This window comes from Novosphingobium sp. BL-S-32, assembly GCF_056857055.1.
In genome coordinates, this window is record NZ_CM166476.1 from 3,156,072 (window position 1) to 3,177,575 (window position 21,504).

At 63.3% G+C, this 21,504-nt stretch carries 18 protein-coding genes and 1 tRNA gene; 10 read left to right on the plus strand and 9 right to left on the minus strand.

The features are described from left to right. Window positions 1-127: 127 nt before the first annotated feature. On the plus strand, window positions 128-286 hold the full coding sequence (locus AC1VVK_RS14855; RefSeq protein WP_482903572.1) for a hypothetical protein: 159 nt from the start codon (window positions 128-130) through the stop codon (window positions 284-286). A gap of 182 nt (window positions 287-468) precedes the next feature. Here the strand turns inward: AC1VVK_RS14855 and AC1VVK_RS14860 are convergent, their stop codons facing one another. Continuing rightward, on the minus strand, window positions 469-2,034 hold the full coding sequence (locus AC1VVK_RS14860; RefSeq protein WP_482903573.1) for an arylsulfatase: 1,566 nt from the start codon (window positions 2,032-2,034) through the stop codon (window positions 469-471). 321 nt (window positions 2,035-2,355) lie between these two features. Then, window positions 2,356-2,901, minus strand: a complete 546-nt coding sequence (gene msrA, locus AC1VVK_RS14865; RefSeq protein WP_132389484.1) for a peptide-methionine (S)-S-oxide reductase MsrA — start codon at window positions 2,899-2,901, stop codon at window positions 2,356-2,358. A gap of 120 nt (window positions 2,902-3,021) precedes the next feature. Here msrA and AC1VVK_RS14870 point away from each other — a divergent pair, with 120 nt between their 5' ends. The 4 genes from AC1VVK_RS14870 to AC1VVK_RS14885 all read left to right on the plus strand — a co-directional run bounded on the left by AC1VVK_RS14870 (window position 3,022) and on the right by AC1VVK_RS14885 (window position 5,415). Continuing rightward, window positions 3,022-3,888, plus strand: a complete 867-nt coding sequence (locus tag AC1VVK_RS14870; RefSeq protein ID WP_482903574.1) for a class I SAM-dependent methyltransferase — start codon at window positions 3,022-3,024, stop codon at window positions 3,886-3,888. Between the two features lie 13 nt (window positions 3,889-3,901). Then, the gene (aguB, locus tag AC1VVK_RS14875) at window positions 3,902-4,765 is read left to right on the plus strand and encodes an N-carbamoylputrescine amidase (RefSeq protein WP_482903575.1); all 864 of its coding nucleotides are present in this window, start codon (window positions 3,902-3,904) and stop codon (window positions 4,763-4,765) included. Window positions 4,766-4,791: 26 nt separating this feature from the next. Next, window positions 4,792-5,301: a 2-amino-4-hydroxy-6-hydroxymethyldihydropteridine diphosphokinase gene (gene folK / locus AC1VVK_RS14880; RefSeq protein WP_132389490.1), complete on the plus strand. Its 510-nt coding sequence runs from the start codon at window positions 4,792-4,794 to the stop codon at window positions 5,299-5,301. A gap of 38 nt (window positions 5,302-5,339) precedes the next feature. Continuing rightward, window positions 5,340-5,415: transfer RNA gene (locus AC1VVK_RS14885), tRNA-Lys, on the plus strand. A gap of 343 nt (window positions 5,416-5,758) precedes the next feature. Here AC1VVK_RS14885 and AC1VVK_RS14890 read toward each other — a convergent pair. From AC1VVK_RS14890 to AC1VVK_RS14900, 3 genes are all read right to left on the minus strand, one after another. Then, window positions 5,759-6,124 (minus strand): hypothetical protein, encoded by a 366-nt coding sequence (locus AC1VVK_RS14890; RefSeq protein ID WP_482903576.1) that lies wholly within the window; start codon window positions 6,122-6,124, stop codon window positions 5,759-5,761. Window positions 6,125-6,294: 170 nt separating this feature from the next. After that, a complete protein-coding gene (locus tag AC1VVK_RS14895; protein WP_482903577.1) occupies window positions 6,295-8,028 on the minus strand; it encodes an alpha/beta hydrolase in 1,734 nt (577 codons plus the stop codon). A gap of 4 nt (window positions 8,029-8,032) precedes the next feature. Further along, window positions 8,033-8,404: an SHOCT domain-containing protein gene (locus tag AC1VVK_RS14900; protein WP_482903578.1), complete on the minus strand. Its 372-nt coding sequence runs from the start codon at window positions 8,402-8,404 to the stop codon at window positions 8,033-8,035. Window positions 8,405-8,780: 376 nt separating this feature from the next. On the opposite strand from AC1VVK_RS14900, the gene AC1VVK_RS14905 reads away from it, so the two are divergent. Together AC1VVK_RS14905 and AC1VVK_RS14910 are read left to right on the plus strand one after the other, a co-directional pair. Continuing rightward, on the plus strand, window positions 8,781-9,242 hold the full coding sequence (locus AC1VVK_RS14905; protein WP_482903579.1) for an outer membrane lipoprotein: 462 nt from the start codon (window positions 8,781-8,783) through the stop codon (window positions 9,240-9,242). Window positions 9,243-9,597: 355 nt separating this feature from the next. Further along, window positions 9,598-10,002, plus strand: coding sequence for a DUF6491 family protein (locus AC1VVK_RS14910; protein WP_482903580.1), 405 nt, complete (start codon window positions 9,598-9,600; stop codon window positions 10,000-10,002). Window positions 10,003-10,247: 245 nt separating this feature from the next. Here AC1VVK_RS14910 and AC1VVK_RS14915 read toward each other — a convergent pair whose 3' ends face one another. The 3 genes from AC1VVK_RS14915 to AC1VVK_RS14925 all read right to left on the minus strand — a co-directional run bounded on the left by AC1VVK_RS14915 (window position 10,248) and on the right by AC1VVK_RS14925 (window position 13,930). Next, window positions 10,248-11,489, minus strand: coding sequence for an arginine deiminase (locus tag AC1VVK_RS14915; RefSeq protein WP_482903581.1), 1,242 nt, complete (start codon window positions 11,487-11,489; stop codon window positions 10,248-10,250). 25 nt (window positions 11,490-11,514) lie between these two features. Further along, complete coding sequence (locus AC1VVK_RS14920) at window positions 11,515-12,945, minus strand: basic amino acid/polyamine antiporter (RefSeq protein ID WP_482903582.1); 1,431 nt, start codon at window positions 12,943-12,945, stop codon at window positions 11,515-11,517. A 67-nt stretch (window positions 12,946-13,012) separates the two neighbouring features. Next, complete coding sequence (locus tag AC1VVK_RS14925) at window positions 13,013-13,930, minus strand: hypothetical protein (RefSeq protein WP_482903583.1); 918 nt, start codon at window positions 13,928-13,930, stop codon at window positions 13,013-13,015. A gap of 518 nt (window positions 13,931-14,448) precedes the next feature. Here AC1VVK_RS14925 and nhaC point away from each other — a divergent pair. The 3 genes from nhaC (at window position 14,449) to AC1VVK_RS14940 (ending at window position 18,927) form a co-directional block, all read left to right on the plus strand. Continuing rightward, window positions 14,449-15,918 carry a Na+/H+ antiporter NhaC gene (gene nhaC, locus AC1VVK_RS14930; protein WP_482903584.1) on the plus strand — a complete coding sequence of 490 codons (1,470 nt, stop codon included), beginning with the start codon at window positions 14,449-14,451 and terminating at the stop codon, window positions 15,916-15,918. Window positions 15,919-16,050: 132 nt separating this feature from the next. Continuing rightward, window positions 16,051-16,758, plus strand: a complete 708-nt coding sequence (locus AC1VVK_RS14935) for a TorF family putative porin (protein ID WP_482903585.1) — start codon at window positions 16,051-16,053, stop codon at window positions 16,756-16,758. A 21-nt stretch (window positions 16,759-16,779) separates the two neighbouring features. Then, window positions 16,780-18,927: a methyl-accepting chemotaxis protein gene (locus AC1VVK_RS14940; protein ID WP_482903586.1), complete on the plus strand. Its 2,148-nt coding sequence runs from the start codon at window positions 16,780-16,782 to the stop codon at window positions 18,925-18,927. 345 nt (window positions 18,928-19,272) lie between these two features. Here the strand turns inward: AC1VVK_RS14940 and AC1VVK_RS14945 are convergent, their stop codons facing one another. Next, window positions 19,273-21,477 (minus strand): penicillin acylase family protein, encoded by a 2,205-nt coding sequence (locus tag AC1VVK_RS14945; protein ID WP_482903587.1) that lies wholly within the window; start codon window positions 21,475-21,477, stop codon window positions 19,273-19,275. Between the last annotated feature and the right edge of the window lie 27 nt (window positions 21,478-21,504).

The window sequence follows — 21,504 nt, forward strand, 5'->3', positions numbered from 1 at the left end:
GCTGCGATGCCGTGGCGCGACTCGTAAGGCTCTGGCATTCTTGGGCGAAGGGTGAGCCTGAAGAGCATTGCGCCGCACTGCCGAATGTCAGGCGGACTGTCGGAAACTCTCGAAGGGAGTAATCGCGATGGTACGTTTAATCCCACAGGCCATCTTGTGCCTGCTGGACCGCCACGATCCCGAGCGTGAGCACGTCACATGGGACGGCGCCGGTTTCAGCGGCAACTGCCGCCACTGCGGCAACGACGTGCGCAGGGAAAAGCACAAGGTCTGGCGCAGGGGCTGAGAGACCGCCTGCAAATCTGGCCACAGCCAGTGTCGGGCCAAAAAGTGCTTTCGCGCAATTTCAAGCGGACCCCAAGGCATTGGGAAGATCAAATGCCGATCTTCAAACCGACACTCACATGGCAGCCGTTGCAGCTTCACCCGCCCGAGAACGCATGTTTTCCCGGGCGGGTGAAACTCTCGTCAAGCGCCGGTCGCGAACCCGATGTTGAAGCCTTCGGTCGCAAGCTGGTCCTTGATGTGTTTGAACCGTTCGTACTGGCTGATCGTGATCGGGCCGGTGTAGGTCGCGCTCTGGATCTTGCGCGGCGGATACTTGATATAGGTCTGCATCAACTTCTGCACTTCCTCGTTGATGGTGACCACCGCCCAGGTGTGCTCGGAGAAGCTGTTCATGAAGATGTCGTAGCGCTCCTGCGGATCCTGCCACAAGTCGAACAGTTGCGGCACGGTGGCCACGTAGCTTTCCGGTCCCTTCCAGCCCTGGTTGGAATCGACCGCAAGACCACCTGTGTGTGCGCCGTTATCGCCGCGCAAGTTGAAGCAGGCCTTGTACTGCTTTCTGCGCACGGCGCCGGGAGTCAGCTCGTTTTCGGTGAAGTAGAACCACACCGTCCGGTCTGAAGGCCCGGTTCCGAACAGTACCGGCGACATGTCGATGCTGTCGAAGATGATCGGTTCGCCTTCGCGATCTTCGGTCGGCAGCTTGGCGCCGGCCAGTTTGGCGAAAGTTGCCATGTAGTCCAGTCCGCCGACTATGTCCGAATTCTTGCTACCGGCCTTGATGCCGGGGCCCCATGCCAGCGCCGGGACACGGTTGCCGCCTTCGCGGATAGTGCCCTTGGTGCCGCGATAAGGTGTGAAGCCTGCATCAGGATAGACGTCCTGCCATGCTCCGTTGTCCGTGGTCCAGAACACGTAAGTGTTGTCGTCCAGGCCCAGTTCGCGGACCTTGTCCATGATCGCACCGATGCGGGCATCGTTTTCAACCATCGAATCGGCGTACTTCGACTTCGCCATCGACTTGTGCTTGAAATCGGGGTGCGGCATCGAAGGCTGGTGCATCTTCATGAAGTTGATGTGCATGAAGAACGGCTCTTCACTGTCCTTGACGGTATCGAGGTACTCAAGCGACGCCTTTTCGACATAGCCGTCAAAATAGGGGATGCCGACCACACCCTTTTCCGGCGTATCGACATATTGGCCGTTGATCTTGAAGTCTTCCTTGGCCTTTTCACCGGCATTCCCGGAAAGCGACCCCTTGGTGACTTTCGCGAACATTTCGCGCAGTTCATCGTCCATGTCGGGGAACCACTCGGGGTCGGCATAGGTGTAGGCATTTAGGTGGTAGAGCCCGCAATGCTTCATCACGTCGTAGCCGTGGGCGTTGGGCAGCGCGTAATCGTCCTCGCCAAGGTGCCACTTGCCGGAGAAGAAGGTCTTGTAGCCGACCGTCTTGAGCACCGAGGCCAGCGTCCATTCGGCAGCGGGAAGGCCGCCGCCCTCACCCTGGAAGGCCACCGTGGTCATGCCGGAGCGATTGGGGATGCGGCCGGTCAGGACCGCCGCGCGTCCCGGTGTGCAGCTTGGCTGGGCGTAGAACGAGAGGAATTGCAAGCCCTCGGCTGCAAGCCGGTCGATGTTGGGTGTCGGCGCGCCGCGATTCTCGCCGCCGCCATAGCAACCCGCGTCGCCGTAACCGAAGTCATCCGACAAGATCAGAATGATATTGGGTTTTTTCGCAGCCATTTGGTCCTCCTGGAACTGCCGGACAGGACGGCGTTGGAGCCATCGCTATTTCGGGAGAGGCACAAGTAGAAGGCGTTCCGTAATCAGCCCATCGGGGATTCCCCCGAGGTTGGAGCGGAAAATGGTGCATGCGCCGATGGACGGGACGGACAAGTCTGCCGTCGAAAATCGGGGCCAAGGATTGGGGGCGAACAATCGGGGAATCCCGGTTTTCAAAGCCGCCAATCGCCGTTACGGCCGCGAACGGCCATCATCCTGCAGCACTCCAGAGCGGGAGGACCCGCCAGTCACGCCACAACAGCGCAACCGGCGGGAAAAGGCTCAGCCCTTGACCTTGTTCTGGAAGCTCTTGCGCAGCTTCATCAGCTTGGGCGGGATCACCGCGAGGCAGTAGGGATTGCGCTGGCCTTCGCCGTCCCAGTATTCCTGATGGTAGTCCTCGGCCGGGTACCATGCGTCCTGCTGCGCGCCGTCGGCGAAGCCTTCGATGGTGGTAACCACTTTGCCCGAAAGCTCGGTGTTGGCGCGGGCGAGGGCGGCATCGGCCTCGGCGGCCTGCGCGTCGTTCAGGGGGAAGATCGCCGAGCGGTACTGCGTGCCCACGTCATTGCCCTGGCGGTTGAGCTGCGTCGGGTCATGCGTGCCCATGAACACGTCCAGCAGGTCTCCATAGGACAGCACCGAAGGGTCGTAGTTCACCTTGATCGCTTCGGCATGGCCGGTGTCGCCGGCGCAGACCTGCTTGTAGGTGGGATTGGCGACAGTGCCGCCGATATAGCCGCTCTCGACCGAATCCACGCCGATCACATCGCGGAACACTGCTTCGGTGCACCAGAAGCATCCGCCTGCAACGATTGCCGTTTCCATTGTATTCCAGATCCTCATGAGGGGGAGTTTGTCGCTAGATAGGTACACAAGTGCGGCTTGTCATTGGCGGCGAGACAACTACCTTCGCGCTTCGACCGACATTCCACGGGAGACTTGCCGATGCGCCGCGCCCTGATCGCCCTTTCGACGTTCCTTGGCATTCTTGCGGCGCCCGTGCCCGCCATCGCCGCCGACCCCGATTCAAAGGAAGTGCCCGCCGCCTGCAAGGGGTGTGAGGCGCTGCTGGAACTGGCCGCTGCCAACCCGCTGCGCGATGCCGACCGTGCGCGCGACAAGTACCGCCATCCGGTGGAGACGCTGAGCTTCTTCCGCGTTTCGCCGACGATGAAGGTGGGCGAATATGCGCCGGGCGGCGAGTGGTACTCGCGCCTGCTGGGGCTCTACCTCGGGCCGCAGGGGCATCTGGTGGGGCTCTACTTCAATCCGGACAGCCCGGCCTTCAAGCCCGAGACGCAGGACGGCATCCGCAAGGGCGCGGCCAGCTATCCGGCCCATGTCGCCCAGTTCACCGGCCTGCCGGCGGATCGCTTTGCCGCCTATACGCTGGGCGCGATCCCGGCAGGCGAGAAGGGCACGTTCGACGTCATCATCATCCCGCGCATGCTGCACAACATGCTGCGCTGGAACATCGCGACCAGCGAAGTGGCGGCGATGCGCGACTTGCTCAAGCCCGGCGGGCTGATCGGTATCGAGCAGCACCGCGCCAAGCCGGATGCTCCCGATGCCTATGCGGACGGTTCCAAGGGCTATCTGCGGCAGGCTGATGTCATCAAGTTCATGCAGGCACAGGGCTTCGATCTTGTCGGCCAGTCGGAAGTCAGCGCCAATCCGAAGGACAGTGCGAACTGGCCCGACGGTGTCTGGACCCTGCCGCCCACGCTCCGGCTCAAGGATCAGGACCGCGACAAGTACCTCGCCATCGGCGAGAGCGACCGGATGACGCTTCTGTTCCGCAAGCGAGGCTGATAGGGGCTCGCTCATGACCCAGATCACCGTTGCCGCGCTCCAGCTCGCGCTCAATTCCGCCGACGAGGGCGAGAACATCGCCGCCGTTTCCACGCTGGTCGAGGAAGCCGCCGCCAAGGGCGCGCAGATCGTGCTGCCGCCTGAGCTGTTCTCCGGCCCCTACTTCTGCAAGACCGAGGAAGAGGAACTCTTCGCGATCGCCCGCCCCACGGTCGAGCATCCTTCGGTGATCGCGATGAGGGCGCTGGCGGCGAAGCTGAAGGTGGTGATCCCCACCAGCTTCTTCGAACGCGACGGCCACCACTACTACAACACGCTGGCCATGATCGGCACCGATGGCGAGATCATCGGCACCTATCGCAAGAGCCACATCCCCGACGGCCCCGGCTACGAGGAGAAGTACTACTTCCGTCCCGGCAACGACGGGTTCAAGGTCTGGGACGTTCTCGGCACCAAGGTCGGCGTGGGAGTCTGCTGGGACCAGTGGTACCCGGAATGCGCGCGTGTGATGGCGCTGATGGGTGCGGAACTGCTGTTCTATCCCACCGCTATCGGCTCCGAGCCCTACGACGCCACGCTGGACACCAGCCGCATGTGGCGCCGGGCGATGGTGGGGCACTCGGTGTCGAACTGCATGCCGGTGATCGCCTCCAACCGCATCGGTGTCGAATCGGAATGCGGGACCGAGCAGACTTTCTACGGCCACTCGTTCATCACCGACGAATGGGGCGATTATGTCGCGGAGTTCGGCAAGGAGGAGACTGGCGTGCTGGTCTCCACGCTGGACCTCGCGCGAGCCGCAAAGCACCGCGCGGGCATGGGCTTCTTCCGGGATCGCCGGCCGCAGCTCTACACGCGCATCGCGCAAGACATCTGAAATCACAAAACGGGGAGCCGGGCAGTTTGGCAAAACACAGGTATCTGGTCGCGCTCGGCTCCAACATGCGCCATCCGCGGTACGGCGGACCGCGACAGGTGCTCGCCGCCGCGCTTGAGGCGCTGGATCACGGCAAGATGGAAGTGCTGGCGGCCTCGCCGGTGATCGAGAGCGCGCCGCTCGGCCCCTCGCGCCGCCGCTACGCCAATGGCGTGGCGCTTGTGCGCAGCAAGCGTGAGCCCGACGAAGTTCTGCACAAACTGCACAAGATCGAGCATAAGTTCGGCCGCCGCCGCATGGGCGCGGCCTGGGGCTCGCGCGTGCTGGACCTCGATATCGTGCTGTGGAATGGCGGCCCATGGGCGGCGGGAGAAGGCGATGAAAGCCTTGTAATCCCGCACCCGGCGTTCCGCGAAAGGGACTTCGTGCTAGGCCCCGCACGGCGGATTGCGGGGGGCTGGCGCGATCCTTTGACAGGCCTGACGATAAACCAGCTTCATGCCCGCTTGACCAAGGCGCGACCTGCCCTTAGGTGACCCCTTCCGCCGCCGGTCACGGCGGCGCCCGGAAACGGGGGCCCTTAGCTCAGTCGGTAGAGCAACTGACTTTTAATCAGTAGGTCGCTGGTTCGAACCCAGCAGGGCTCACCATCCAATCCACCCGCATACAGCTGCTATCGTGGATCCATGGTTGGTGGGGCGGACTCGTCCCGATCCGGCGTATGGTCCCAGGCGGATAGCAGAGGGTGTGACGGCGTGCGGCGATCCTGCAGGTTACCCTGCACGACTTCAGTTTTTCTGATCGATCTCAAGTTGAAGGCGCTTTGACGCGCGATCAGGTGGTTCCCTTATTGGCCAACCGCCGTCGCTTTACGTCATCATGCCGTAGCCGACGATAGTCGAAGCCTTGCCACGACTATCGTCGGCTGGATCACTGCTCCAATGCCGGGGAAGAGCATTGGGCGGCGATGGTCTTGATGGAGGCCCTGTGGCGTTACCGGATCATGCGAAGCGTATGCGGATCGAACCGCTGCATTTCGAGCACATTGGGTGCGCGCCGGAAGATGACCGCGCCGCGCCCGAAATCGACCGCTGCCACCGAGAGGGCCTGCCCCGGGTTCCTGGCGCCCGCACCATAGTAGTTGTTGAGCAGGATCGTGCCGATGACACCCGAAACGGTGTTGCCGTGGACGGCCCGCTTTTCGACCTGTGCACGGGTCGGGGCATCCAACACGCTCAGCATGGCGCGTTCAAATGCAGTGGGTGTGGCTGCCGGTTGTGCCAGAGACGCAGTAGGGAGTGCCGCAAGATTGACTGCAATCAAGGCGGCACAGGAAAGTGTGACACGATTGAAGTTCATTGGCCTTTTCCTTCTTTGTGGGGGAAGATTAATCTAGCACTATTTCCAATGGATAGACAAGCTGGGACAAACGTCCCGACTATGTTTGCTGCAGTTGCGAAATAACGTTGGCGTCACGATTTAAGTCGCGTTAACTCTATAGGCGAGGCGAATGGAAGGGGCCGGATCCATCATGGCTGTGCCTGCGTCTGGTCGGAATTCTGTCGCCGGTTGAGGTCCTGCGAAAGCCGGTGAAGCCCGGCTTCCGTCCAGCCCGTCGGCTGTGTCACGGCCACCCAGGCGTTGACGTAGTGGTCCGCGGCGAAGACGTGTCCGAAGCCCGGGGGTGTTTCCATCCCCGTGATCATGTCCACGCTCAGTTGCAGGAAGGTGACGCCGGGCACCCAGCGAAATGTGGGCGAGACATCGGGCGCGCGCTGGCCGATCATCCATTCCGGCTGCCTGTAGAACGAACTGGGCGTGAAGAAGGTAATCGGATCGCTGCCATATTGCAGATAGACGATGCGCATCCGGCCCCATGAGGCCCCCGGAATGGTCAGGTGATCCTGCTGGTTTGTGAAGCGGACCACCGAACTGTCCCGAAACCGGGGCAGCCATGCGGGCGAATCGGGCTGCCGGTCCCGCGTCGTCGATTGCCAGAGCGTGCTGGGAAAGGGCGGTCCCGCCCAAAGCGCGCCCTGAATCGGCTCGTTTATCATGTCGAACAGATCGAGCGAGCTTTCGGAACTCAACGCGCCGAGGCTGAGGCCATAGAGATAGAGGCGCGGCCGGTGCGCTCTGGGCAGGGTTTTCCAGTAATCGTAGACTTTCCGGAACATGGCGCGCGCACTGTCCGCGCCATAGTTCGGCTCGACCAGCAGCGACAGCCAACTGGCGAGGTACGAATACTGGATCGCCACGCTGGCGACATCGCCGTGCTGGAGATATTCGAGACTGTCGATCGCGGCGGGATCGATCCAGCCGGTGCCGGTCGGGGCGATCACGACAAGTATCGATTTGTCGAATCCACCCACGCGCTTCAATTCTGCGAGGGCAAGGTTCGCCCGCTCGTCGACATTGCGGGCCGAATTCAGCCCGGCATAGACCCTGATCGGCTGGGATGCGGGAGCGCCGGTGAACAGGCCGATCTGGTTCTGCGACGGGCCCGAGGCGATGTAGTGGCGCCCCTGCCGGCCGAGTTCCTCCCATGTGATGAGCGAGTCCGCGCTGCCAACCTGGAAAGGCGCGGTCGGCGGGGCGAGATCGGGTTCGATCAGAGCGTCCAGCTCGCTGAACGATGCATCGGCAAGGTGAAGGCCGGCCTTGAACACGACGCCGGTGATCATGCTCCAGAACAGCAAGGCGACGATCAGGACGCCCAGCGGGATGGCAACGCGGCGCGGCAGATAGCGGTCGAGCCACAGGGTCAGGCGGCGGAACAGCGCTCTTGCCAGCAGGCCCAGCGCAAAGAGCACGGCAAAGGCGACGAGGGCGACGATGCAGGTGGCGATCAGCTGCCAGTGCGACAGGGGTTCCATATGCAGCACGACGCGGACGTCATTCTGCCAATCGATGGAAAGCCACAGATAGGCCGCCGCAAGAATGGCGCAGGCCGCGATGATCGCTTGCGTTACCTTCGGCGGCACGCGGCGGACCGGCAGGCCCATGTAGTGCCAGACGTAGAGCAGGGCGATGCTCAGCAGATAACCCATCGCGAAGCTCGTGCCGCCCAGCAGGCCGAGCAGGAGCGGGGGGCGAGGGGCAAGGCTGGGCGTGAGCGACGCGGCGAGGAAAATCGTGCCGAGAACCAGCCCGAGCAACGATCTGCGGGCAAGATGGAAGCGAATGCGCCGGGCGCTCCAGAGTCTTGCGAACGTCGTGCCCGCTCTTGCTCCGGAAGCGCCCTGGTCTGCCGGCGTGGGCATCGGATCAGCCTATGACGCGGGCCCTGAGCTTGGCGTGCTCTTCGCTGGTGATGGCGCCGGATGCCTTCAGGGCTTCCAGTTTTTCCAGTTCCTGCGCCGGGCTTTGGCCAATGAATTCACGCAGTTGTTCGCGAGTTCGGGCCACTTCCTGCCCGTTCCGGATCGCCATGCCTTTGGACTGGAGAAGCAAGTACAGGAAAACGCCCAGAAAAGGCGCAACGATCAGCAGGATGACCCAGAGTATCTTCTTGAACCCGCCGGCGTCATCGCGGCGAAACAGATCGCGCAGCACTGTAATCAGGAGCCAGAACCACATGACGAAAACGAAGATGACCGCCACATCCAGGAGGAACGTCCAGAAATCCGGTAGATTCATTAGAAATCTCCTGCTCGATTGACTGGAATGTGTGCAGGTCGCTGTATCAGCCTGCACTTGGGAAGACGGATTGCAATTGCCTTGGGGACTGGTCGAGTTATCTAATCGTGATTGTTTAGTGGTTCCGTGAATCGATACGACTTGTATAGATAACATGAAATCGAGTCCAAGCTCAAACGACAACCTCACCTTGCGTAGAATTTTGAAGGACTTGAATGGGTAAGGTAATCCGGTATGATGCGATTGGGCGACTCAACGATCGTCATTGATAAGTCATTATCTGAAATTGAGTGATCTTGGCGCGATTACACGCGGCCCTGATATCTCGGGGCAGAACAGCTCGTAAAATCCGCGTCATTCGAACGAGGAGAATTTTATGAAGCTCCGTACATATATTCTGGCCTCTTCCGTGGCGTCCTTTGCTCTGCTTGGTGCCTGCACGCCTCAGCCCGGGCCATCCTCGTTCTCCCGGAATGAAGTGGGTCAGGCTGTGCCCGTCCAGTTCGCGGAGATCATATCGCTTCGCGAGGTCGAGATTCGCCCCGGGCAGACGAACGTCGGAACCATCGCGGGCGGTGCGCTCGGCGCGATCGGTGGCAGCCAGATCGGCAGCAGCACGGCCGCCAATGTCGCAGGCGGTGTTGCCGGTGCCGTGGTCGGCGGGGCGGTCGGTTCGGCTCTTCAGGGCTCCAGCAGGACCACGGGCGTCGAGTTCACTCTCAAGCTGGATTCGGGGGAAACCATTGCGGTCGTCCAACCCGGCGAAATGCGCGATTTCCGCGTGGGTGACCGCGTACGCGTCAGCGGTACGGCACAGAACACCCGCGTAACCCACTGATCCCCGCATCCTGTCGGGCCGGGGCCCTGTCGGGCCGGGGCCCTGTCGGGCCGGGGGCTCACCACACTGCGTGGAACGAGCCTCCGGCCGATGACGGGTCCGGTATTGCAGCATGCGTCGGTGTTCATCGGAATGCCGCAAGTCCAGTCAATTCCAAGCCATGGCTCCATCACAATTCGATCCAGTACGTCACAGGTGAAGCGTGGACTGACGTGACCCGTTCGCCGGATCGGGCGTGTGCGAAGGACAGTCGCCACATGCCGCAATTTGGCTGGTCACCGAAGCCTTGCTGCCGCCATCCCGGTGGTCTCCCCCTGTGACGCTATCCTGTCGATCACTGGAAAGGAGTAAGCCGATGTCGAGAACGTCAGTCTGGGTCGCGGTGATGGCCTGCGCCGCCGTGGCCGGTTGCGCCAATGACGCGCCGCCGTCCGGGCAGAACGCCGCGCAGCGACAGCCGCCGCAATGCTTCCAGGCCAGCTCCGCCCGGCACTTCAGGGCCGTGAACTCCCGCACCGTCAACATGCGGATCGGCCGCGATGTCTATCGCATCGATACGATGGGCATGTGCCGGGATCTGAACTGGACCACGAGCATGCGGCTGGCCACCACCGGCAGCTCGACGGTCTGCACCGGACTGGGGGCCGGGGTCTCCATCGTGACGAGAGGCCCGAGCGGTCCACAGCGTTGCACAGTGCAATCGATCACCGGCTTGACGCCGGAGCAAGCGGCGGCGCTGCCGCTGAGCCAGCGACCGTAGTCACTTCATTTGCGAAATGACGGACGTCACGGGTGATATCTCCGTGCCGTCTGTCATTTCAGCATCGCGGACGAATTCGGCGCCCCAACGCGTTTTACGTGATGTCGAACCGTCAGTTTCATTCGTTCGTCGCCCCCGCGAAGGCGGGGCCCCCGCTTTCTTCTGCAACCTCTCGTGTCGCGCAAGAGAAGCGGGATCCCCGCCTTCGCGGGGATGACGAGTTTGGGCGAACTTTCGGACTCGTTCTACTCAGCGGCATCGCGAATGATGGGGCACGTCATGCAATGCCCGCCGCCCCGTCCGCGTCCGAGTTCGGCGCCGGAGATGGTGATGACCTCGATCCCGGCCTTGCGCAGCAGGGTGTTGGTATAGACGTTGCGGTCATAGGCGAGCACCACGCCGGGCGAGACGCAGACGAGGTTCGCGCCCGAATCCCACTGCGTGCGCTCGCGCATGTAGTGGGTGCCGCCGGTCTCCACCACGCGCATGTTGTCGACCTTGAGCGCGCGGGCGACTGCCGCCACCCAGCCGCCTTCCTCGCGCCGCACGTCGAAGCCGCCGTTGGCACCGGGGCGGATCATGTAAGGGGTGATGGTGTCGACGATGTCGGGATAGATCAGCACGCAGTCGCGGTCGGCAAAGGTGAAGATCGTGTCGAGGTGCATCGCCGCGCGCAGCCGGGGCATGCCCGCCACCAGGATCTGGTCCACCACGTCCTGCTGGAACAGCGAGCGCGCGAGCAGCGCGATGCCCTGGCGCGAGGTGCGCTCGGACATGCCGATCAGCAAGGTGCGGTTGCCCGCCGGCATCACGTCGCCGCCCTCGATCGTGGCCAGGCCGTGGTCCTCTTCGGGATTGCCGTGCCAGATCTTGGTCTTGCCCGCGAAGTCGGGGTGGAACTTGTAGATCGCCGTGGTCAGCAGCGTCTCGTCCTTGCGCGCGGGCCAGTAGAGCGGGTTCACCGTGCAGCCGCCGTAGATCCAGCAGGTGGTGTCGCGGGTGTAGAGCGTGTTGGGCAGGGGGGTGATGAGGTACTGGGTAATCCCCGGCGTCTCGCGGATCAGCGCCATCAGCGCGCTGGAGTGGCTTTCGGGGAACTCCTCCACCGACAGGCCGCCGATCAGGATCTCGGCCAGTTCGCGGTGGGGCAGGCCTTCGAGATAGCTGCGCACATCGTTCAGCAGGCCGAGCCCGACCTCGTTCTCGGTGACGCGGTGGTCGAGGATCCACTTGCGCGCCTCGGGGATGCCCACGGTGGTGGTCAGCAGGTCATGCATCTCCACCACGTCGACGCCGCGGTCGCGCATCTTCTGCTGGAAATCGAGATGGTCGCGCTTGGCTGCGTCCACCCAGAGCACGTCATCGAACAGCAGGTCGTCGCAGTTGGACGGCGTCAGCCGCTGGTGCGCGCGGCCCGGCGCGCAGACCATGACCTTGCGCAGCTTGCCGACTTCGGAGTGAACGCCATAGGGAGTGTCAGTAGACATGGGGGGAGGCTCCTGTTGGATCGGATCACGGAACGATGCGGCCGGTGAGCAGCCCGGCAAGGCCGACCAGCCCTCCGACCAGCACCACCAGGAAGATCACCAGCTCGACCGGCTTGAACAGCCGCACGCCCTGTTCGCGCCGGGCCCAGACGTAGAGGATCAGGGTGCCCGGGATCAGCAGGATCGCCACGAGCATGACATGCTCCAGCCCCGCCGCCACGAACATCACGACCGAATAGAACGCCGCCACCCAGGCGATGAACTGGTCGCGTCCGGCCTCACTGCCATCGGCGCCATACCCCTCGCGGCGGCGGGCGATCAGAACGCCGTAGCCCGCCACCAGCAGGTAAGGCAGCAGCGCGCTGACGCTGGTGAGGTCCAGCATCAGGTTGAAGGCATCCTGCGACCAGTAGGTCGAGATGACGAAGAGCGAGACGACGATGTTGGACAGCCACAGCGCATTGGCGGGCACGCGGTTGCGGTTCTCTTCGGAAAACAGCCGGGGCATGTCGCGCGACTTGGCGGCGGCGAACAGCACTTCGGCGCAGATCAGCGACCAGGCGAGATAGGCGCCCAGCACCGAGACCAGCACGCCCACCGAGATGAACACGCTGCCCCACGGGCCCACCACTTCCGCCAGCGCGCTGGCGAGCGAGGGCTGGCGCAGCCCGGCCACCGCCGCCTGCGGCATCACCGCATAAGGCAGCAGCGTGACCGCGACCATCAGCCCGGTCACCCCCACGAAGCCCAGGATCGTGGCGGTGCCGACATCGGCGCGGGTGCGGGCAAAGCGCGAATAGACGCTGGCGCCCTCGATACCGAGGAACACGAAGACGGTGATGAGCATGGTATCGCGCACTTGCGCCACCAGCGTCTTCTCCGGCATGCCTTCGCCGCCCCAGAAGTTGGCGGCGAACGTGTCCCAGTGGAACGCCAGCAGCATCAGCAGCAGCGCCGCCAGGATCGGCACGATCTTGGCGATGGTGACGACGAAGTTGATGAAAGTGGCCTGCTCGATCCCGCGCAGGATCATGAAGTGGAAGGCCCAGATGCCGACCAGCGAGACGCCGATGGCCACCGCCGAACTGCCGTCTCCGAACACCGGGAAGAACTTGCCGAGCGTCGCGCCGATCAGGACCCAGTAGAACACGTTGCCGAGAATGGAGCCGAGCCAGTACCCGAAGGCGGAAAGGAACCCCATGTAGTCCCCGAAGCCGGCCTTGGCATAAGCGAAGACGCCGGCATCGATATCGGGCTTGCGCGCGGCCAGCGCCTGGAAGACCCGGGCCAGCGCGTACATGCCGGTGCCGGCGATGAGCCAGGCGATGATCGCCCCGAACGGCCCCGTCGCCGAACCGAACCGCGCCGGCAGATTGAAGATCCCCGCCCCGATCATCGAACCCACCACCATCGAGGTGAGCGAAAACAGCGAGATCTTGTTATCCTGGCTCGGCATCTACGTCTCCCAAGAGTGGAATTTCGATGGGTCGCGGTTTATTCTTGAGTAACTTACGGAATAACTGTCACAAATCTGCGCGCAGCGTGATGGCGGGCAGGACTTTGAAAGCGGAGCGGTCCGCGCTGTCCAGATTGGAATCGACTTCCAGCCAGAGCACGCCGACGCCTAGCGCGTGAAGCGGGTTGAAGCGGCCCGGCGGCGGGGCAAGCAGGTTTGCGATATCGATCCCGGCAAAGCCCTCGAACCGCCAGTCGCGCCGCTTGCCGGGCACAGCGGAGCCGTTGTTCAGGTACCAGCGGCGATCGATGGACACTTCGCCGATCAGGCCGATGCCGTCGTTCATGACGGGATAGAACGCGTCGATGAAAAGTTCGGCGGCGAGGTAATCGTCGGTATTGTGATTGGAATTCATCCAGCGCGGGGCCAGTTCCACCCCGATCGACCCGGCGCCGACATTCGCGCCATAGCGCAACCCGCCCGTGAGGGTCTGGTCGGTGGCGAGGCTGCTGCCGAAGAAACTGTCCATGTCGTGCGCCAGTTCGTACCGCGCGAAACCGGCGAAACCGGAGGCGCTTTGGTGCGTGCGCAGTTCGAGCGACGCGGCGAGGGTGGATTCCGCGATGTCGCCATGTTCCAGAAGCATCGACGGCCCGGCGTCGAATTCGACTTCCAGCCGGTCCGACAGGGGCTGGGTGGTGATGAAGGTTAGCGATGTGCTGGTGGACGTGCTTGTGCGGGAGTTCGAACCGAGCGGATTGTGGGAGGCGATCTCGGGCGCGAATTCGAACTCGATTGCCGATGCGCCCACGCGCGTTCCGTCGTAGCCGGGGATGTGGAGCTGATCGACTTCCTGATCCGATCCGGATGCATCGGATTTGAGCGTTCCCGCCTCGCCATCCGGGGGGACTGCTGGTTCTGCGTGGGCCGAAAGCGGTGCGATGGCCAGGAGGTAGCCGAGGAGACGGACCGAGGCAGATTTCACTTTGCCCTCCCGCGCGGTGTTCCCGCGTTCAAAAGTGATCTGAGGCCAGCATATCTTCAAAGCGAATAAGTGTGCAAAGACAAATTTTTAAATGGAGCGACGATTTCTCCTCGCCATACCTGTATTGTTGCAGTGCAACGCAAATGTGATTGCGCTCTTTCATAGAAGGCGGCTGTTGATTTCATGCGGAAAATTGAATTGTATCAGCGTTAATCCATTGTTTAGCAACGGGATCGAGGTGCCAGGAAGAAGCACGAAAGCTGCAGTGCAGGCGGGCGGGTTCCCCCCGAACAGCATCAATTCGCGCTCTCGTCCGCCGTTTCGCAGGCTCGCGGCAATAGAGTGTCGCTTCTAATGCGTTGCCGCGGGTGTTCTCGAAATGGACTCTAAATGAGTGGCGCTTCGCGAATTTTTGAATTTTGAGCGTGATAATTTTTTCTTTGTGCGCCAATATCGGTTCATCACCTAGCCGACTCGGCAAGTGCTTTTACTGCGGAACTTTTCGAAAGATGGACCGCATGCCCGAAACGGATCCTGAACCCACCCCAAGACAACCCCGCGAACCCTCTTATGCGGACGCGCTGTTACCGCTGGTGATCCTGGCAGTACTTGTCAGTAGCGCGGTCGTGTTGTTCGGCGTGGATGCGATGGCCGGGCCATTGCAGGTCGCGATGATGCTGGCCGGCATGGTGGCATCCCTGATTATCCTGAAGAATGGCCATCCTTGGGAAAGTGTTGCCGAAGCGGGGCGTCGCGGCGTTTCTTCGGTGGTCAGTGCGATTTTCATCCTGCTTACGGTGGGCGCGCTGATCGGTACATGGAACATGGCCGGTACCATTCCTACGCTGGTATACTACGGTCTTGGGATCATTAATCCCAACTGGTTCTACGCTACGGCGCTAATAGTCTGTGCCGTCACATCGCTCTGCATCGGCAGTTCTTGGACGACAGCGGGAACTATCGGAGTTGGATTGATCGGGTTGGCCACTCTGGCCGATCTATCCCCCTTCATTACTGCCGGTGCGGTCGTTTCCGGGGCCTATACCGGAGACAAACTGTCTCCCTTGTCCGAAACGACGATCCTGGCCGCCCAATTGACCGGCAACGATATTTACGAGCATCTTCGCCATCAGGCGTGGGTCAGCGGCCCGGCCTTCGTTATCGCGGCGATCGGATTGATCTCGCTGGGATTTATCGGCCATCCCGCGCTGGCCGGTTCGGAGGTCATACATTCCGAACTGATGGCGCTGGATCAGATCTTCAATATCTCGGCCATCAATCTGCTTCCGCTTCTGCTGCTGGTCGTCCTGTCGTTCCGCAAGGCTCCGGCGTCGCTGGCGATCATGACTTCGGCGCTGTTCGCGGGGTTGCTCGCCTGCTTCACCCAACCCCATGCGGTGCTTGCGATCATTCCCGACGGCGGGACCGGGCTGGAGGCCTATATCAAGGCGGTCTGGCATGTGATCGCCAGCGGCTATCATACCGATACCGGCATAGAGGCGGTGGACAGCCTGCTTTCGCGCGGCGGCATGGCGAGCATGTTGTTGACCGTCTGGCTGATCATCGTGGCGCTGGCTTTCGGATCGCTGCTCGATGAGTTCGGTCTGTTGTCCAAGCTTGTGACGCCGGTGCTCACGCGGGCGAAGCACACCGGCAGCCTGATCGCGACATCGATCTGCACCGCGATCGGCCTGAACATCGTGACCGCTGATCAATACGTGGCGGTCGTGCTGCCGATCCGCCTGTTTCGGGTGGAATTCGAAAAGCGCAATCTGGCGAGCAAGAACCTCTCACGCGTGGTTTCGGACGGCGGCATCGTCACGGCACCGTTGGTGCCGTGGAATTCCTGCGGCGCCTATATGGCGGCGGTGCTGGGCGTGCCCACGCTGGCCTATGCGCCCTTCGCGATCTTCAACTATGCGAGCCCGCTGCTCGACATTCTCTACGGCGGGCTGGACATCAAGATAGCCCGTATCCGCGAGAACTGATTTCCCGCGCCGCCGCGCCGGAGTTTCGCGCCGCGGCTTCGACTGCTCCTGTAATCGAGTCCGGCCGGCACGTTGGCTGGCGAGCTATCCTATAATGGCAAAGTCTATCAGTGTCCCGCAAAGAGGACTTACATGCGTTTTGCCATTCCTTCAGGGGTCGCCCTGATTGCAGTTCTGTTTCCCCCCGCCGTTCAAGCTCAGGAAGAAAGCCCCGCCATCACCGTCTCGGGCGACGTCACCCTCATCAGCGACTACCGGTTTCGCGGCATCTCGTTGACCGGCAAGGACCCTGCGATCCAGGGCACGATCAACCTTGCGCACAAGAGCGGCGTCTACGTCGGCACCTGGGGCTCTTCGCTCGGCTTGGGGGACCGTTATGGCCCCACCGAGGTCGATCTCTACGGCGGCTGGGCGGGTAACGTCGCCAAGCGTACCAGCCTTGACGTTGCCGTTGCCTATTACAGCTATCCCGGCGGCAAGGGCACCGGGAAGATCGAGTACTTCGAGACCACGGCCAAGCTGACCCACGATTTCGGCCCGCTGCGCGGAACGCTGGGCAGTGGTTATAGCTGGGATCAGGCCGCGCTGGGCGGCGATCACCTTTACCTCTTCGGCGAGGCTGCCGCGCCTATTCCCGGGACCCCGGTGACGCTTCGCGCGCACGGCGGCCGCAGCAAGGGCGCGCTCAGCCCGAAGCCCGGCGGCTATTACGACTGGTCGCTGGGCGCCGACGTCGCGGTGAGCAAGCTGACCTTCAACCTTTCCTACATCGATACCGACCTTAGCCACGGCCACAACGCCGATGGCGCCGCGCTGTTTTCCGTCAGCGCCGGCTTCTGATCCTCCCGCTGGAGCGAGATAATGAAAGACCTGTTCAGTCGCATGCACATAGCGGGCAAGCTGATGACGGTCGCCGGCCTGGCGATCGCGCTGCTGCTCCTGCTCGGATTTTCGGGCGTCGTTTTTGAGACCGGCACGGCCGTGGCCAACCTGTCAGACGATGCCGCCGTCGCCCAGGCCAATGCCGAGGGCAATCAGGTGAAGGCCGATATCGCCACGTTCGAGGCGACTGCACGGGCCCTGGCCTCGTCGCTGGGCAAGATGCACGCGACCGGCGCGCGCGATCGCGGCACGGCGTTGACGGTGCTGAAGACCGATCTGCTCGAATCCAAGGCAGCGCTGGGCAGCTGGGTGATGATCAAGCCGAACCAGTGGGACGGCACCGATGCGGGCAAGGGCAATCAGCCGGGCTCCGCACCCAACGGCAACTTCACGCCGTACTGGGTGAAGAGCAACGGCGTCCTGACGCAGCAGCCGAACAATGAGGCGGGTGCTTACGACAAGCCTTACTTCCGTCAGGCATTCGACAGCGGCAAGGGCGCGCTTGTCGATCCCTATGCCTACGATCTTGACGGCAAGCAGGTCCTGATGACCTCGATCACGCACCCCGTCCGTTCGGGCGACAAGGTGATTGGCGTGGTCGGCGTGGACATGGAACTGGGTACGATTTCCCAGCGTCTCGGCACGCTCAAGCCCTTCGGTGACGGCCGCGTGATGCTGCTGTCCTCCTCGGCGACATGGGTGGCCAATCCGGACGCCTCGGTGCTCGGCAAGACTTATGCCGACCCCGGCCTCGATGAAGTGAAGGCCGCGCTGGCCAGCGGCGAGACCAAGGTGCTGCCGGGCCTCGACATCGGCGGCGTGCCCACCCGCCGCGTGATCCGTCCGATCGCGCTCGACAATCTCAATGCCACTTGGGCGCTTGTGCTCGACGTTCCCGAGGCGACCGTTTCGGCGCCGGCGCGTTCGATCGGCTGGCAGCTTGTGCTGGGCGGTCTGATCATTGTCGGCGCGGTGCTGGCGAGCCTGTTCTTCGCTGCACGCGGCATCATCGGCCGCCCGATGGCGGCGCTGAGCGATGCGGTTGACCGCCTTGCCAAGGGTGAGGATTGCACGATCCCCGAAACCGAGCGTGAGGACGAGATCGGCACCATGGCCCGTGCGGCGGACGTGTTCCGTCAGGCCGCTGCCGACCGTGCCGAGGCCGACCAGCGCGCCGCCGAAGAGCAGCGCGTGGTGACGAGCGCCGTGGGCGAGGGGCTCGACGCCCTGACGCGCGGCGATCTCACGGCCGAGATCGCAGTGCCGTTCCCGGCGGGCTATGCTGCGCTGAAGGACAACTTCAACGCCGCTCTGGGCGAGCTGCGCCGCATGATCGGTGCCGTCGCGCTCAGCGCCGGGGGTATCCGTTCGGGCTCGATGGAAATCGCGCAGGCATCGGAAGACCTTGCCCGTCGCACCGAAGCCAATGCCGCCAGCCTGGAAGAGACGTCGGCCGCGCTCGTGCAGATCGACCAGCGGCTCAAGGCTTCGGCCACCGCCGCATCGCAGACGGTCCGCCGTGCCGACGAGGCGCTCACCACTGTCTCCAGCGGCCGCGCGGTTGCCGGTGAGGCCGTCGCGGCGATGGACCGTGTGAGCGACAGCGCCAAGGGCATCGACCAGGTGATCGAAGGCGTCGACAAGATCGCCTTCCAGACCCGCGTGCTCGCCATGAACGCGGCGGTCGAGGCAGGCCGTGCGGGTGATGCCGGTCGCGGGTTCGCCGTGGTGGCCGATCTCGTCTCGGCGCTTGCGATGCGGGCCGAGGAAGAGGCCAAGCGCGCGCGTGACCAGCTTACGGTGACGCAGACCGATATCGTCACCGCCGTGAACGCGGTGCAGCGCGTGGACGGTGCGTTCGAGAACATCTCGGGCGGCGTCGGCGAAGTGCACAAGCTGCTCGGCCAGATGGCGGAGGACAATCAGGCCCAGTCCACCGCGATCAGCCAGATCAGCGTGGCGGTTTCGACCATGGACCATTCGACCCAGCAGAACGCGGCCATGGTGGAGGAAACCTCCGCCGCCGCGCGCAACCTGACGACCGAGGCGGTTTCGCTCAACGATCAGGCGGCGCGTTTCGATACCGGCGAGATGCGCGGTTCGGCGCGGCTGGCTTCGGTGGCCTGACGGTTGCCGGTCCAGCCTTCGGGTAAAGCAAAGGCCCGCGGATCACGCCGATCCGCGGGCCTTTTCGTATAGGCCTCGCGGCGTTCCACCCCTTTACATCCACCGGTCTTCGTCGCCCCGGCGAAGGCGGGGGCCCCGCTTTTCTTTTTAAGCACGCAGAGACGCGGAGACGCAGAGGGGCGATTGCTGCACCGTCTCTCTGCGTCTCCACGTCTGCGCGTGAACTCAAGAAAAAGCAGGGCCCCCGCATTCGCGAGGGCGACGGAGTGTTTGGGTGTGAGGGGAGTGGACGGAACGGGCCTGACGGGCTGATTGGGCAGAGCGAGCGGAACAGGCGGAGCGGGCTTACTCTCCCGGCCGGTACGTACGGGTCGTGTGCCCGGCCAGATCCTCGGGATAGAAATAGATCGGCCGCAGCGCACCATCGGCATAGCGCTGCGCCTGATCCTTGAAGTGCGCAGAGGTCGGATCGCCGCTCTGTCCTCCGGCGCTCACGGCCCATGCCCGCACTTTGGGTCCGAACTCGACCACGGCGACGAAGCTGTTGCCGCTGGTGCCGTAATACTTCTTCGTGTTCGGATAAGGCTTCGCGCCGAACGAGGCGAGCGAGCCCCAGAGCGCCGAGGTGAAGGGCACCGAAATGCTGCTCTTGGCATCGTCGAAGTGCGGCGTGATCGCACCGTCGAGCCGCTGGAAGCGATTGACCTCGCCCCACGGCACCTGCCAGCCGCCGAAGTCGCGCGTCAGCCGGTCCGTCGCCTCCGAAAGCGCGGTCAGTCGCTGGTCAGACGTGGTACGCTTGGCGATGTAGTCCGGCAGGTTCAGCCGTGCCCTCTTGGCATCGGCGCCGAACTTGCCGCCCAGCGTATCGCCCCAGAACACCGCCAGCGTGGTTTCCTTCGAGCCATAGCCCCAGCGGCAATCCCAGCTCCGCAACAGCGCCATCGGCGCGGCGAGCTTGGCTTTCAGCGGATCGGCGGCGGGCAGGGCGTCGTAGTCTGCGGCAAGCTGCGGCAGCAGCACCGCGAAAGCGGGCAGGTGGCTGTCGTAAGCCGCCGCGATCAGGCGTTCGGGCGTGAAGTCGTGCTTGCCGGTGAGCACTTCGTCGGCATGGACGCCGCGATAGTTGCCGCCCACCTGATCCATGTAGCGCGGGAAATCGGCGGCCTTGGGGCTGTCCGGCCCGGCGGCGTCCCAGGGCCAGTCATTGGTGTTGTGGACCCAGCCGACTTTGGGATTGAGCACGTTGGGCAGCGTGTCGATCGCGTGCAGGCCCTTCCAGTCGGTGGCCGGATCGGCGCCGTCGACCGGATCGCGGTAGTCGAAGCGATCGTCGCGCACTGGCACGAATTGCGGGTGGAGATAGGCGATCTCGCCCCGGGCATCGGCCAGGATCGTGTCGTTCGAGGAATTGGCCCGCGCGCCCGCGACCGTGATGAAGGAGGCAAGGTCGCTCGTCTTGGTGCGCAGCCAGCTCTGTTGGAGCGCGGGGATCGGCTTCCACATCAGCGCCTCGGCAATCCACTTGCCGCCGTCCTCGGCCACGATGGGGCCGTGGTGCGTGCGGTAGGTGGTGAACTGGCGCTCGCCCATGGTGCCGTCGGGGCGGCGGAACGAGACGGTCACCTCGCGCGTCGTCAGCGGGCGCAGTCCGCTGCCGTAGTGATAGACGGGCTTGCCGCCGCGCGTGTCCACCGTCTCCGCGAACTGGTCGATATTGTCGACGGTGGAGGACGTATGCATCCAGCCGATCTTCGGGTTGAAGCCCTGATAGATGAAGAACTGGCCCCAGGTCGACGCGCCATACGTGTTGAGCCCGGCATCGCTGGTCATCTGCAATTCGGCGCGGAAGTAGAAGCTGGTGTGCGGGTTGATCAGCAGCAGGGCATGGCCGTTCGCGGTGTTGACGGGCGCGATGGCGATGCCGTTCGATCCGCTCGGTTCTTTCACCAGCGCGCCGGTTTCCAGCGCGGTGGGCGGAATGCGGCGGTGTTCGTAAAAGCTCTGGAGCTTGGTCAGCGAGATCTGCTCGATGTCGCCGCCGATCGAACCCTCGGTGAAGGAGAGGGCCATCCACGGCTCGAACCGCGTGAGCAGCTTGGGCTTCACGTCGGGATGCGTGGCGAGGTAGAAATTGAGCCCGTCCGCCCAGCTGTTCATCAGCGTGCGCAGCCATGGCGGGCTCTCGCGATATTGCGCCTTCAGTTCCTCGGGATCGACGAAGAGGCGCTGGCGCAAGTCCTGCCAGATCGCGCTTTCGCCATCGGCTTCCGCCGTGCGGCCGAGCGCGGTGAGGTAATTGGCCTCTACCCTCGGGAAATCGTCTTCGGCCTGCGTATAGATCGCGCCGAACACGGTGTCGGCATCGCTGCGGCCGTGAACATGGGCAATGCCCCAGTCGTCGCGGGTGATCGTGACCCGGGCCGCCTCTGCCTTCCAGCGGGCCAGTTCGGCCGGCGTTGCCGCATGGGCGGCCGGCGGAGCGGCAAGCGCGGTAAGGAAAGTGCCGGCGGCGAGAGCCTTGCGAACAGGAGATAAATTGCGCTGCATCGCCCTCAGCTATCGCCCGAGGCGCCG

What these genes read in the sequence shown, in the direction of transcription:
- AC1VVK_RS14895 (WP_482903577.1), bottom strand. Translation starts at nt 8,028, where the DNA reads ATGCCCACGCCGGCAGACCAGGGCGCTTCCGGAGCAAGAGCGGGCACG.
- AC1VVK_RS14900 (WP_482903578.1), bottom strand. Translation starts at nt 8,404, where the DNA reads ATGAATCTACCGGATTTCTGGACGTTCCTCCTGGATGTGGCGGTCATC.
- AC1VVK_RS14910 (WP_482903580.1), top strand. Translation starts at nt 9,598, where the DNA reads ATGTCGAGAACGTCAGTCTGGGTCGCGGTGATGGCCTGCGCCGCCGTG.
- AC1VVK_RS14940 (WP_482903586.1), top strand. Translation starts at nt 16,780, where the DNA reads ATGAAAGACCTGTTCAGTCGCATGCACATAGCGGGCAAGCTGATGACG.
- AC1VVK_RS14905 (WP_482903579.1), top strand. Translation starts at nt 8,781, where the DNA reads ATGAAGCTCCGTACATATATTCTGGCCTCTTCCGTGGCGTCCTTTGCT.
- AC1VVK_RS14870 (WP_482903574.1), top strand. Translation starts at nt 3,022, where the DNA reads ATGCGCCGCGCCCTGATCGCCCTTTCGACGTTCCTTGGCATTCTTGCG.
- AC1VVK_RS14945 (WP_482903587.1), bottom strand. Translation starts at nt 21,477, where the DNA reads ATGCAGCGCAATTTATCTCCTGTTCGCAAGGCTCTCGCCGCCGGCACT.
- AC1VVK_RS14915 (WP_482903581.1), bottom strand. Translation starts at nt 11,489, where the DNA reads ATGTCTACTGACACTCCCTATGGCGTTCACTCCGAAGTCGGCAAGCTG.
- AC1VVK_RS14890 (WP_482903576.1), bottom strand. Translation starts at nt 6,124, where the DNA reads ATGAACTTCAATCGTGTCACACTTTCCTGTGCCGCCTTGATTGCAGTC.
- AC1VVK_RS14860 (WP_482903573.1), bottom strand. Translation starts at nt 2,034, where the DNA reads ATGGCTGCGAAAAAACCCAATATCATTCTGATCTTGTCGGATGACTTC.
- AC1VVK_RS14855 (WP_482903572.1), top strand. Translation starts at nt 128, where the DNA reads ATGGTACGTTTAATCCCACAGGCCATCTTGTGCCTGCTGGACCGCCAC.
- AC1VVK_RS14920 (WP_482903582.1), bottom strand. Translation starts at nt 12,945, where the DNA reads ATGCCGAGCCAGGATAACAAGATCTCGCTGTTTTCGCTCACCTCGATG.
- aguB (WP_482903575.1), top strand. Translation starts at nt 3,902, where the DNA reads ATGACCCAGATCACCGTTGCCGCGCTCCAGCTCGCGCTCAATTCCGCC.
- msrA (WP_132389484.1), bottom strand. Translation starts at nt 2,901, where the DNA reads ATGGAAACGGCAATCGTTGCAGGCGGATGCTTCTGGTGCACCGAAGCA.
- nhaC (WP_482903584.1), top strand. Translation starts at nt 14,449, where the DNA reads ATGCCCGAAACGGATCCTGAACCCACCCCAAGACAACCCCGCGAACCC.
- AC1VVK_RS14935 (WP_482903585.1), top strand. Translation starts at nt 16,051, where the DNA reads ATGCGTTTTGCCATTCCTTCAGGGGTCGCCCTGATTGCAGTTCTGTTT.